Annotated in this window: 10 protein-coding genes; 8 read left to right on the forward strand and 2 right to left on the reverse strand. The window is 65.7% G+C overall.

Annotation, left to right across the window (positions count from 1 at the left end; all coding sequences use genetic code 11):
- Positions 1-40: 40 nt before the first annotated feature.
- Together HZZ16_RS02745 and HZZ16_RS02750 are read right to left on the reverse strand one after the other, a co-directional pair.
- Positions 41-3,568 carry a molybdopterin cofactor-binding domain-containing protein gene (locus HZZ16_RS02745; RefSeq protein ID WP_197946963.1) on the reverse strand — a complete coding sequence of 1,176 codons (3,528 nt, stop codon included), beginning with the start codon at positions 3,566-3,568 and terminating at the stop codon, positions 41-43.
- Entirely contained in the window at positions 3,568-4,050 is a 483-nt protein-coding gene (locus tag HZZ16_RS02750) for a (2Fe-2S)-binding protein (RefSeq protein ID WP_197946964.1), read from the reverse strand. Before HZZ16_RS02750 ends, HZZ16_RS02745 begins: the two co-directional genes overlap by 1 nt.
- Positions 4,051-4,316: 266 nt before the next feature.
- Between HZZ16_RS02750 and HZZ16_RS02755 the strand changes: the two genes are divergently transcribed.
- The 8 genes from HZZ16_RS02755 to HZZ16_RS02790 all read left to right on the forward strand — a co-directional run bounded on the left by HZZ16_RS02755 (position 4,317) and on the right by HZZ16_RS02790 (position 12,556).
- Positions 4,317-5,774: a 6-hydroxynicotinate reductase gene (locus tag HZZ16_RS02755; protein WP_197947264.1), complete on the forward strand. Its 1,458-nt coding sequence runs from the start codon at positions 4,317-4,319 to the stop codon at positions 5,772-5,774.
- Positions 5,771-6,667 (forward strand): UPF0280 family protein, encoded by an 897-nt coding sequence (locus HZZ16_RS02760; RefSeq protein ID WP_197946965.1) that lies wholly within the window; start codon positions 5,771-5,773, stop codon positions 6,665-6,667. The genes HZZ16_RS02755 and HZZ16_RS02760 overlap by 4 nt, the downstream gene beginning before the upstream one ends.
- A 27-nt stretch (positions 6,668-6,694) precedes the next feature.
- The gene (locus tag HZZ16_RS02765; protein WP_025035619.1) at positions 6,695-7,279 is read left to right on the forward strand and encodes an amino acid synthesis family protein; all 585 of its coding nucleotides are present in this window, start codon (positions 6,695-6,697) and stop codon (positions 7,277-7,279) included.
- A gap of 36 nt (positions 7,280-7,315) precedes the next feature.
- The gene (locus HZZ16_RS02770) at positions 7,316-8,518 is read left to right on the forward strand and encodes an ABC transporter substrate-binding protein (protein ID WP_197946966.1); all 1,203 of its coding nucleotides are present in this window, start codon (positions 7,316-7,318) and stop codon (positions 8,516-8,518) included.
- Between the two features lie 180 nt (positions 8,519-8,698).
- Positions 8,699-10,588, forward strand: a complete 1,890-nt coding sequence (locus HZZ16_RS02775) for an ABC transporter permease (protein ID WP_197946967.1) — start codon at positions 8,699-8,701, stop codon at positions 10,586-10,588.
- A complete protein-coding gene (locus tag HZZ16_RS02780) occupies positions 10,585-11,376 on the forward strand; it encodes an ABC transporter ATP-binding protein (RefSeq protein WP_197946968.1) in 792 nt (263 codons plus the stop codon). Before HZZ16_RS02775 ends, HZZ16_RS02780 begins: the two co-directional genes overlap by 4 nt.
- Positions 11,373-12,077, forward strand: a complete 705-nt coding sequence (locus HZZ16_RS02785; RefSeq protein WP_057028850.1) for an ABC transporter ATP-binding protein — start codon at positions 11,373-11,375, stop codon at positions 12,075-12,077. The genes HZZ16_RS02780 and HZZ16_RS02785 overlap by 4 nt, the downstream gene beginning before the upstream one ends.
- Positions 12,078-12,100: 23 nt before the next feature.
- The gene (locus HZZ16_RS02790) at positions 12,101-12,556 is read left to right on the forward strand and encodes a MarR family winged helix-turn-helix transcriptional regulator (RefSeq protein ID WP_197946969.1); all 456 of its coding nucleotides are present in this window, start codon (positions 12,101-12,103) and stop codon (positions 12,554-12,556) included.
- Positions 12,557-12,596: the final 40 nt, after the last annotated feature.

The raw sequence follows: 12,596 nt of genomic DNA on the forward strand, positions 1-12,596 counted from the left end.
GGATTCCGGGCTCGCCGCTTCGCGGCGCCCCGGAATGACGTCAGTGAGCTGAACTTCGTACCCGCGCGATCGTCTCGCGCACGCCGGTCCAGGCCGGCTTGCTAGGTGCGAATTGCCGGCGCAGGAAGCTGACGAGCTCCTCGATCTGCGCGTCGCTCATGCTGTTCCTGAACGCGGGCATGTAGCCGAGATCGCTCGAGACGGGCTCGGCAATGCCGTGCAGGATCACCTGCACGAGATTGTCGGCCGTTCTGCTGTGCAGGTTGCTGTTGAGTGCGAGCGATGGGCGGCTGCCGAACAGCGGCAGGCCGCCGACCTCATGGCACACCGCGCAGGCGCCCTGGTAGAGCCGCGCACCGGTCGACGATGCGACAGTGACCTGGGTCGCGCTCTCGAGCCTGGTGGCGAGCGCATCCTGCACCTGTTGGTCGACCGCGGCGTCATTGAATGAGTTGAGATAGACCGCCATCGCACGGATGTCCTGGTCAGGCAGAGCCTTGAGGTCCCGGACAACAGGGGCCATCGGGCCGGCCGCGACGCCGTGATAACGCGAATGGCCGGTGCGCAAATAGGCGTAGAGCTCATCCTCGCTCCACGGAATCGGCGCGAGCGAGAGCGAGGTCAACGCCGGCGCTTCCCAGCCCTCGGCAAAGCCGCCGGCGAGATAGGCGTTGCGTTGCTCGGCGCCGAGCCCGTTGCGCGGCGAATGGCAGGCGCTGCAATGACCGAGGCTCTCGACCAGATAGGCGCCGCGATTCCAAAGCTCGGACTTTGACAGGTCGGGCTTGAATTCGTGCGCATCGTGGAACAGTGCATTCCAGCCCGCCAGCAGCGGGCGCAGATTGAAGGGGAAGGCGAGCGCATTCGCCGGAATCGTCGCGCGTACCGCAGGTTGCGCCATCAGGTAAGCGTAAAGCGCCTGCAGATCGGCGTCGCTGGTCCTGGCGAAGTGCGTGTAGGGGAAGGCGGGATAGAGCTGGCGTCCGTCGCGATGCAGGCCGTCGCGCATGGCGCGCTCGAAGGCGGGGTAGGACCAGGCGCCGATGCCGGTCTCGACGTCGGGCGTGATGTTGGTCGCGTAGATCGTGCCGAACGGTGTTTCCAAGGCGCGGCCGCCGGCATTTGGTGCGCCGCCGATCTTGGTGTGGCACTCCGCGCAATTGCCGAGCGCGGCGAGCTGCTCTCCGCGGGCGATCGTCGCCGCGGAATAGACCGACGCGTCGGGCCGCGCGATCGGCGCGATGGCGCGGCCGGGAAGAAGCGCCGTGCCAACGCCGATCGCAGCGGTGCAGACGGCTGCAATCGCTGCGAAGATGCCGGCGCGCCTGGCGAACGGGTTTTGCCAGATGCGAGACGGAGGCGGGGCTGCGGGCGCGGGCAGGGCCTGAGGTGTCGCCGCTGCCTCACCGTGCAGCCGCTTCAGGATGCGCTCGGGCGTGAACGGCGGCTCGCGAAAGCGCACGCCGGTGGCATCGAAGATGGCGTTCGCAATCGCCGCCGCGCTCGGCACCGAGGCGGACTCGCCGACGCCGAGCGGCGGCTGATCCTGCCGCGGCAGCATCAGCACGTCGATCTTGGGCACGTCGGGGAAGGGGATGATGGGATAGGCGCCCCATTCGCGCGCAGCCACCGTGCCGCGCTCGAACGACACCTCTTCCATCAGAGCGCGGCTGGTGGACTGGATGACGTTGCCCTGGATCTGGTGGCGTACCCCGTCCGGATTGATCATCAACCCGGAATCCTGCCCCGCGACGACGCGCGTCACGCTGACATCGCCGGTCGTCTTGTTCACCGCGACGTCGGCGACCCAGGCCGACCAAGCCGCGCCATAGCCCGGAAACTTGCTGTGGACGTAGAGCGCATAGGCAAAGCCGCGCCCGTGCACGACATCGCCATCCTTCTCCTCGCGGACCGGCCGCGGCGTCCAGCCTGCGCGCTCGGCGACCGCATTGACCAAATCGATCGCGCGCTGATCCTTCAGATAGCGCAGGCGATATTCGATGGGATCGACGCCGGCTTCGGTTGCAGCCTCGTCGATATAGGATTCATGCGCAAAAGTATTCGGCAATGCCGAGACGCCGCGAAACCAGGAGGCACGCACGATCGGCGGCGTGTCGTGGGCGACGACGCGCATGTGCTCGTAATCGTAAGGCGGGATCGCGGTGCGGTCGCCCATCTGGAGCACTGCGGGCTCCGGCGAGAGGCGGCCGGTCAGCAGCAAGGCCAGCGTCGGCGCCGCGTTCGAGGGATAGCGCGTGGCGAGGTCGTACCCGGCAATGCTGCCGTCAGCGTTGAGGCCGCCATTGACGTCGATGAGCTGTGCGGTGCCTTTGGGCTCCCACGCGTGCTCCTGCTCGCGCGTCAGCTGCACGCGGACCGGACGGCCGACCGCGCGCGACAGCAGCAGCGCGTCGGCGGTGACGTCATCGGCGCAGTTGCGGCCGTAGCAGCCGGCGGCCTCCAGCCGGATCACCTCGATCTCGCTCTCGGGACGCTCGATCAGCAGGGCCAGATCGCTGCGCAGCACGTGGGGATTCTGCGTGCCCGACCAGACGCGGATGTTACCATCCCTATAATCGGCGACGGCGCAGGAGGGGCCGATCGAGGCGTGCATCTGATACGGCCACACGTACGTGCGCCGCATCGGCTTGGCCGCGGCCGATATCGCCTTGTCGACCTCGCCCTTGTCGATCAGCGTGCGCGGCGTCGATGGATGGGCGCGGAGGGCGGTCTCGACATCGCCAAGATCGGCAAGCGTCGGCGTCGGCTTCCAGCTCACCTCGAGCTGCTCTGCCGCACGGATCGCATTCTCCTCGCGCTCGGCAACGATTCCGACGAAATCGCCGATGCGCACGACGGCGATAAGGCCGGGAATGTCGCGCACGGAGGATTCATCGACCGCAATGAGGCTGGTGCCGACGAACGGTCCGGCATCGACGCCGGCATAGGGTGGCCGCACCACGCGGCCATGCACCATGCCTGGCACGCGGATGTCGTGCACGAAGGTCAGCTCGCCCGTGGCTTTGGCAGGTAAATCGACGCGCGGTACCGACTGGCCGACGATGGCGTAGTCGCCGACCGGCTTGAGCTGCACGTGGTCGGCGAGTTCGAGGCGGATCGCCTCGTCGCCGATGAGCTCGCCATAGCTGATGCTGCGGTTGTCGTGGCCGCGAACGAGTCCGTCCTCGATCTTGAGCTCGGCTTCCGGCAAGTCCAGCCGTTCCGCCGCGCGCGCGATCAGAAAGTGCCGCGCTTGCGCCGCGGCCTTCCGCAGCGGCACGGCGGTGATCTGGATGGTTTCGCTCGCAATCGTCGCGCCCTGGTTCGGCACCAATGCCGTGTCGCCGAGCACGACGACAACGCGCGCAAAGGAGACGTCGAGCTCTTCGGCGACGATCTGGCCCAGCGCCGTGCGGATGCCGGTGCCGAGATCGACATGGCCGTTATAGGCTGTGACCGAACCGTCCGCGGTGATGCGGACGAAGGTCTCCGACGTGACCTCGTCGACGCTACGGGCGACGATGAGCGAACCCGCGCGCTCGGCTCCGTTCGAAACAAGGGAGGCCATCAATCTGCGGCCTCGGTGAGCTGGCCAGAGGCGCGCATCACGGCGCGGAGGATCTCGACATGCGTCCCGCAGCGGCAGAGATTGTAGCGCAGCGCCGCCAGCGCCTCCTGCTCGGTCGGGTGCGGATTGATCGCGAGCAACGCCTTGGTGGTCATGATCATGCCGTTGAGACAATAGCCGCATTGCGCGGCCTGCTTGTCGATGAAGGCCTGCTGCACGACGTCGGGCTTGTCGCTTGTGCCGAGGCCTTCGAGCGTCACGATGTCGCGGCCGGCGCAGCCGCTCACCGGAATTACGCAGGAGCGTGCCGCCAGTCTGTCGATCAGGACAGTACAGGTGCCGCATTCCCCCAAGCCGCAGCCGTATTTCGGGCCGTTCAGTCCGAGATCATTGCGCAGCACGTAGAGCAGCGGGGTGTCCCGTGCTGCCGTGACCTCGTGGATCCTGCCGTTCACGGTGAGGCGGATCGGTGTCTGCGTCATCCTCGTTCCCAAGCCCAAGACGATATCCAAGATCATGCAATCGCGAAAATTCGGCGCCGCGACGATACCGTTTGTACACAAACGTGCAAGCCGTGCATGCCGCACTGCAGCGCGGCTGCCTTCTTTGTGGACAGGGCGGATAGGCAAATGAGGCTTTATGCGGCAGCGGCATCTTTTGCGCTGCACCGCCGCTTGACAGCCCCGGGGCAGCGCGCGCAACATCGTTCGTATACGAATGATAACTAGCGATGTCCGCCGGCCCAGACATGGTGACAGAAACGACGAGCGCCGTCATCGACAAGATCCGCTGCGATGCTTGTCCGGTGATGTGCTACATCAAGCCGGGCGCGGCGGGTGCCTGCGATCGCTATGCCAATCACGACGGCAAGCTCGTCCGCGTCGATCCGCACGTCATCCTGGAGCGCACCGTCTCTCATGGCGGCAAGCTCGTCCCGTTCAGCCGCACCGAGGACTGGGACGGCAAGATCGTCCATGAGCCCTCGACCTTCGTGACGGCGATCGGCGCAGGCACCACCTATCCCGACTACAAGCCGGCGCCGTTCATCGTCTCTGCGGAGGTCGACGGCGTCGACATGGTGACCGTCGTCACCGAGGGCATCTTCTCCTATTGCGGCATCAAGGTGAAGATCGACACCGACCGCTATCTCGGACCGGAGACCGCGACCGTGCGCGCCCAGGGCGAGGCGGTCGGCCATGTCACGACCAGCGAATACGGCTCGCAGATGCTCTCGCTCGGCGGCGTGCATCATCTCACCGGCGGCTCCAAGAAGGAGGGCCGCGTCACCTGCGATACGCTGATGGACCTTGCCAATTGCAAGGCGGTGGAGCTCACCATCGACGGCGGCGCCACCGTGGTGGTGCAGGCCGGCCAGCCGCCGATCGTCAACGGCGTGAAAGAAGAGCGCATGCGCGTCGGCTGCGGCTCGGCGACGATCGGCATGTTCGCCAAGCAATGGCACGGCAAGGTGGACGAGGTCGTCGTGGTCGATGACCACATCACCGGCGTGCTCTCGGAGCACCAGGCCGGCAAGCTGCTCGACATCGCCGACACCGGCATCAAAATGAAGGGCCGTCGCTCGACGCCCGGCCGCTATTTTCAGGTTGCCGATCCAGGCACGGGCTGGGGCGGCACCAACATCTCCGATCCCTTGTCGATCCTCGGCCCATTCGATCCCAAGGAAGCGAAGCCCGGTCTGACCATGCTGATGGTCTCCACCACCGGGGAGCATTCGTCCTATTACGTGCTCGACGAAGCCTTGAAACCGGTCGAGACCGAGATGCCTGATGACCTGAAGTTTTCGGTCGAGCGCATCCAGGAAAATTGCGAGCCCGCGTTGTGCACGGTGCTGTTCATGGCGGGCGCGGGCGGCTCGCTGCGCGCCGGCGTCACGGACAATCCGGTGCGGCTGACGCGCTCGGTGAAGGATGCGCTGACGCGTGTGACCAGCGGCGGCGCGCCGGTCTATGTCTGGCCCGGCGGCGGCATCACCTACATGGTCGACGTGACGCAGATGCCGTCAGGCGCGTTCGGCTATGTGCCGACACCGGCCCTGGTCGCGCCGATCGAGTTCACGATGAAGCTGTCCGACTATGCCGCGCTCGGCGGACACATGGATTATGTGAAGCCGCTCTCCGAGGTGCAGAGCGGCGACGATGTCCGCCAATTGCCCTGGCAGAGCCCGATTCCGGGGCCCCGCACATGACCAGGCGCCCGCAAATCGCATTGCTGTCTGATGGCCGGCGGCTGCATTTGCAGGATGGACCGATCGATCTGATCGTGGAGGCGAGGGGACGCACGGATGCGGTACAGGCCGCCTATGAGGCTGCCGCGCTGCGGTTCACCGGATTGCTCGACGAGCTTTGCGCGGAGCTGCCGGAATTGCGCTCCGCCGCTGAGAGGCGCACGTCGCTAAAGGGCGTCGTCGCGCGCCGCATGCACGCCGCGGTGGCGCCCTATGCCGCCGATTGCTTCATCACGCCGATGGCGGCCGTTGCCGGTAGCGTCGCGGAGGAGATTCTGGCCGCGATGCTGCGCGTTGCGGCGCTCGATCGGGTTTACGTCAACAATGGCGGCGACATCGCGCTGCATCTCGGCAACGGCGAGCATTTTTCGGTCGGCCTGATGGATCGGCCTGATCGCGAAGGCGTAATGCGGACGATGCGGATCGACGCGGACGATCCGGTGCGGGGCGTCGCGACCAGCGGCCGACACGGCCGCAGCTTTTCGCTCGGGATCGCCGATGCCGTGACCGTGCTGGCAGCAACTGCTTCGCAGGCCGATGCGGCCGCGACCGTGATCGCCAATGCCGTTGATCTGCCAGGGCATCCCGCAATCATCCGAAAGCCTGCGAACGAGCTTCAGCCCGACAGCGATCTCGGCGCGCGGCTCGTGACGTGCGATGTCGGTGAGCTGTCTCACGATGAGATCGGCGCCGCGCTCGAATCTGGCGCGGAATGTGCACGGCGTTTATTCGATCGTCGGCTGATCGAGGGTGCCGTGCTGCAGCTTTGTGGTGATATGCTTGTCATCGGACCGAAAGATATTGAGCGGCCAGGATCGCGCCCGCGCAAGCTGGAGAATGCGGTTCATGCCTGAACAGGGAAGTGTCCAGAGGAAGCAGCCATGAGCGCGATCATCCGCAAGATCGTCACCGTCGTCGAAGAGACCCAGATGGAGATGGGCCGACAGGTGTCACCGCCGACCCGGCGTGCGGCGGCGATTGCCGTCATCGAGAATCCGTTTGCCGGAAAATATGTCGAGGATCTTTCGCCGCTGATCGCGATCGGCGAGGAGCTGGGCGAGCTCTTGTCGAAACGCGCGGTGGCGGCGCTCGGCATCGACGGCGCCAAGGCGCACAGCTACGGCAAGGCCGCGGCGGTCGGCGAGAACGGCGAGCTGGAGCATGCCGCCGCAATCCTCCACCCCAAGATGGGCGCGCCGGTGCGCAAGGTTCTGGGCAAGGGCGCGGCGCTGATCCCCTCGTCGAAGAAGCGCAGCGGTCCGGGCACCACGCTGGACATTCCGCTGGGGCACAAGGACGCCGCCTTCGTGCGCAGTCATTTCGATGGCATGGAAGTGCAGATCAACGACGCGCCGCGCGCCAACGAGATCATGGTCGCGGTCGCCGTCACCGACAGCGGCCGTCCGCTGCCGCGCGTCGGCGGGCTGACGGTTGCGGAGATCAAGGGCGAAGACGGTCTGAGATAGATAGAAGTCGTAAGCGAGTTCAAACTGGAGGTTGGGATGCGAGCAAGAAATTACTTCGTCGGCGCGGCCTTCGCGCTTCTGGCGGGCGGCATGGCCCATTCGGCCCTGGCGCAGGACATCAAGATCGGTGAGATCAACAGCTATTCGCTGCTGCCGGCATTCACCGACCCCTATCGCAAGGGCTGGCAGCTCGCGGTCGAGGAAATCAACGCGGCGGGCGGCATCAACGGCAAGAAGCTCGTCGTCATCTCCAAGGACGACGGCGGCAAGCCGGCGGACGCGCAGACCGCGGCCAACGAGCTCGTCTCGAGCGAGGGCGTCGCGATGCTCGCCGGCACGTTCCTCTCGAATATTGGTCTTGCGGTCTCCGACTTCGCGAACCAGAAGAAGGTGTTCTTCCTCGCCGCCGAGCCGCTCACGGACGCCATCACCTGGTCCAAGGGCAACAAATACACCTTCCGCTTGCGTCCCTCCAACTACATGCAGGCGGCGATGCTGGTGGAAGCCGCCAGCAAGCTGCCGGCCAAGCGCTGGGCGACGATCGCGCCGAACTACGAGTACGGCCAGTCGGCGGTCGCGGTGTTCAAGAAGCTGATGTCGGAGAAGCGCCCGGACATCCAGTGGGTCGACGAGCAATGGCCGCCGCAGGGCAAGATCGACGCCGGCCCGGTGGTGCAGGCGGTTGCCGCCGCCAACCCGGAAGCGATCCTCAACGTCACGTTCGGTGCCGACCTCGTCAAGCTCGTGCGTGAAGGCAACACCCGTGGCCTGTTCAAGGGGCGCGAGGTCGTCTCCTTCCTCACCGGCGAGCCCGAATATCTCGACCCGCTCAAGGACGAGACGCCGGAGGGCTGGATCGTCACCGGTTATCCCTGGTACTCGATCAAGACGCCCGAGCATGACACGTTCCTGAAGGCGTACCAGGCCAAGTACAACGACTATCCGCGTCTCGGCTCGATCGTCGGTTATCAGACCATCAAGTCGGCGGCCGCGATCCTGGCGAAGGCCGGTTCGACCGATCCCGAGAAGCTGATTGCCGCGGCGGAGGGGCTGACGATGCCATCGCCGTTCGGCGAGATCACCTTCCGCAAGATCGACCACCAGTCGACGTTAGGGGCCTTCGTCGGCAAGACCGCGCTGAAGGACGGCAAGGGCGTGATGGTGGATTCGTCCTACAAGAAGGGTGCGGACTATCTGCCTGGTGATGCCGAAGTCGAGAAGCTGCGTCCGAAGGATTGATGTCTTCCTTCTCCCTCTCCCCGCCTGCGGGGAGAGGGTTGGGGTGAGGGGGAGCCTCCGCGAGGGAGGTGACAGTTAGCCCTGCGGAGACTCCCCCTCACCCGAATTTGCTCTTCGCGCAAATTCGACCTCTCCCCGCAAGCGGGGAGAGGTGACCTAAACACCTAACCCGGACCGCCGATGGCCTTTTACGTCGTACAGTTTCTGACCGGTCTCGCCAGCGCAGCGTCGCTGTTCCTGGTGGCGTCGGGCCTGTCGATCATTTTCGGCGTGACCCGGATCGTGAATTTCGCGCACGGCGCCTTCTACATGATCGGCGCCTACATCGCCTTCACGCTGACAGAGCGCCTGTCCGGCGCCTTCGGCTTCTGGGGCGGCATCGTGCTGGCCGCGCTCGCGGTGGCGCTGATCGGCGTCATCGTCGAGATGGTGCTGCTCCGGCGCATCTATCATGCGCCCGAGCTGTTCCAGCTGCTCGCCACCTTCGGCCTGACCTTGATGGTCGAGGATCTCGTCGTGCTGATCTGGGGGCCCGACGATCTCGTCGGCCGCCGCGCGCCCGGCTTCAAGGGTGCGATCGACTTCTTCGGCCAGAACATTCCGAGCTACGATCTGTTCCTGATCGTGCTCGGACCCGTCGTGCTCGGGATTCTCTGGCTGCTGTTCCAGCGCACGCGCTGGGGCGTGCTGGTGCGCGCGGCGACGCAGGACCGCGACATGGTGGCTGCGCTCGGCGTCAATCAAAAATGGCTGTTCACATCAGTGTTCGCCGTCGGCGTCTTCCTCGCAGCCCTCGGCGGCGCGCTTCAAATCCCGCGCGATGCCGTGCATCATGCCATGGATCTGCGGATCATCGTCGAGGTGTTCGTCGTGGTCGTGATCGGCGGTCTCGGCAGCATCGTCGGCGCCTTCGTCGCGGCGGTGCTGGTCTCCGAGCTGAATGCGTTCGGCATCCTGATCTTCCCGAAGATCTCCATCATCCTGGTCTTCCTGGTGATGGCGGTGGTGCTGATCGTGCGTCCGTGGGGCCTGTTCGGCAAGCCGGAGGCGGCCGCGCGCAAGACGCCGGGCCTCACCGTCAATCCATGGCGGCCGCTGACCTCGAATGAGCGGCTGATGGCGCTTGCGGCGCTCGTCGTCGCGGCGATGCTGCCGCTGTTCGCCGGCAATTATCTGCTGACGGTCGGCTCGGAGATCGCGATCTTCGTGATCTTCGCCGTCAGCCTGCACTTCCTGATGTCGGTCGGCGGCCTCGCATCGTTCGGTCACGCCGCCTATTTCGGCCTCGGCGCCTATGGCATCGCCTTCCTCGCCAAGATGGCGGGTCTGCCGATGATCGTGTGCCTCTTGCTCGGCCCGCTGCTCGGCTGCATGGGCGCGGCCGTGTTCGGCTTCTTCGCGGTACAGCTCTCCGGTGTCTATTTCGCGATGCTGACGCTCGCTTTCGCGCAGATCGTTTGGTCGATCGCATTCCAGTGGGTGAACGTGACCGGCGGCGACAACGGCATTCTGGGCCTCTGGCCGTCGAGCTGGGCGGCAAGTCCGTCGCGTTTCTATTGGCTTGCGCTCGGCGTCGCGGCGCTGGTGACCGTCGCGCTGCGGGCCATGGTGTTCTCGCCGTTCGGCTACGCGCTTCGTGCCACGCGCGACTCGGTCCTGCGCAGCGAAGCCATCGGCATTGATGCCAAGCGCATCCAGTGGACCGCCTTCGTCATCGCCGGTACGACCGCCGGCATCGGCGGTGCATTGTTCGCCTATCTCAAGGGCAGCGTCTTCCCCGACAATCTCGGCATCTCGCTGTCGGTCGACGCGCTGGTCATGGTGTTGCTCGGCGGCGTCGAGACGGTATCGGGCGCGGTGATCGGCGCCATCGTCTACAAGGCTTTGAACATCTGGCTAGTGAGCCAGACCGATCTGTCGAAGCTCGTTCTCGGCGGCTTCATCATGCTGATCGTCGTCGTCTTCCCCAAGGGCATCGTCGGCATGCTCGAGATGCTGGCGCAGCGCCGGAAGAAAGCATCGCCCCCGGGATCCCCCTTGCTCGCCAAGCCGATCGAGTCTGCCGAATGAGCGTTGCACCTCCACTTCTTGCGGTCGAAGGCCTGACCAAGTCCTATGGCGGCATCCATGCCGTGCGCGGCGTCTCGTTCGCGTTGCGGGCCGGCGAGATCCTGGCGCTGATCGGGCCGAACGGAGCGGGAAAGAGCACCTGCTTCGACATGCTGAACGGCCAGAACATGCCTGACAGCGGGCACGTCCGCCTGCTCGGCGAAGAGATCACGGGCCGGAAGCCGCGCGAGGTCTGGCGGCTCGGCGTCGGCCGCACATTCCAGATCACCGCGACCTTCGCCACCATGACCGTGCGCGAGAACGTGCAGGTCGCGCTGATCTCCCATGGCAGGCAGCTGTTCAATCTGTTCGGCTCGGCACCGAAGTTCGATCGCGACGAGGCCGGCCGCCTGCTCGAGCTGGTCGGCATGGGCGGCTATGCGGACCGTCCCTGCGGCGAGCTTGCCTATGGCGATCTCAAGCGGCTCGAGCTCGCGGTCGCGCTCGCCAACCAACCCAGACTGCTGCTGATGGACGAGCCGACGGCCGGCATGGCACCGCGCGAGCGCGTCGAATTGATGCGGCTGACCGCGCGCATTGCCCGGGAAAAATCCATCGGTGTTCTCTTCACCGAGCACGACATGGACGTGGTGTTCGAGCATGCCGACCGCATCCTCGTGCTCAATCGCGGGACGTTGATCGCGGAGGGCTCGCCGGCGGAAGTGCGCGGCAATCCCCAGGTGCAGGCGGTCTATCTCGGCGAGGGCCTGGTCTACGATTCCCGCCACCGCGAGGGAGCCTCCACATGAAGCTCACGGTGCAGGACCTCAACAGCCATTATGGTCCGGCGCATATCCTGTTCGACATCGGCTTCGAGGTCGGCGAGGGCGAGGTGGTGGCGCTGCTGGGACGCAACGGCGCCGGCAAGTCGACGACGTTCCGCTCGATCGTCGGCCTCGTCGCGCAGCGCTCCGGCCGCATCACGTTCGAAGGCAAGGACGTCTCGACGAAACCGACGCACGAGATCGTGCGCGAGGGCCTCGGCTACGTGCCGGAGGAGCGACGCATCTTCACGGACCTGACTGTCGAGGAAAACCTCGAAGTCGGCCGCCAGCCGAAGCGTCCGAACGCGCCGCACTGGACGCGCGAAAAGCTGTTCGCGCTGTTTCCAAACCTGGGCGAGATGAAGAACCGCCCGGGTGGGCGCATGAGCGGCGGCGAGCAGCAGATGCTCACCATCGCGCGCACGCTGATGGGCAATCCGTCCTTGGTGTTGCTGGACGAGCCGTCGGAGGGGCTGTCGCCGAAGATCGTGGAGCAGATGGTCGATGCCATCCTGACCATGAAGAAGGAAGGCGTCAGCATCGTCGTCTCCGAGCAGAATCTGCATTTCGCGCGGCTGATTTCGGATCGCGCCTACATCATCGAGCGCGGCCGGATCTGCTTCGGCGGCACCATGGCCGAGCTCGACGCGCGCCCGGATATCCGCGACGCGCATCTGTCGTTGTGAGGCAAGGGGAAGGCTGCGAACGGATGGCGAGAAGCGTTGCGGCAAAGAAGAACGTCAAACCGGCGAAACCGCCTTACGTGCTCGACGAACAGGTCGGCTTCATCTTACGGCAGGTCTGGCAGCGCCACAGCTCGATCTTCGCCCGCGACATCGGCACCAATCTGACGCCGACGCAATGGGCGGCGCTGTCGAAGCTGGCCGAGACCGGGCCGTGCTCGCAGAATCAGCTCGGGCGCCTCACGGCGATGGACGTCGCGACCATCAAGGGCGTGATCGATCGTCTCACCGCGCGCGGCCTCACCGAGACGAGCCAGGATCCGGAGGACGGGCGGCGCCTGCTCGTGAGCCTGACCCGCGCCGGTCAGCAGCTTGCCGAGAAGCTGGCGCCGAACGCGCTGGCGATCACCCGCGAGACACTGGCGCCGCTCGACGCGAAAGAGCGCGAGACGCTGATGGTGCTGCTGAACAAGCTGAGGTGAAGGTGGTCTCGTAGGGTGGGCAAAGGCGCTCTTGCGCCGT

Source organism: Bradyrhizobium glycinis (assembly GCF_016031655.1).
In the GTDB taxonomy this organism is placed as follows: Bacteria; Pseudomonadota; Alphaproteobacteria; order Rhizobiales; family Xanthobacteraceae; genus Bradyrhizobium; species Bradyrhizobium glycinis.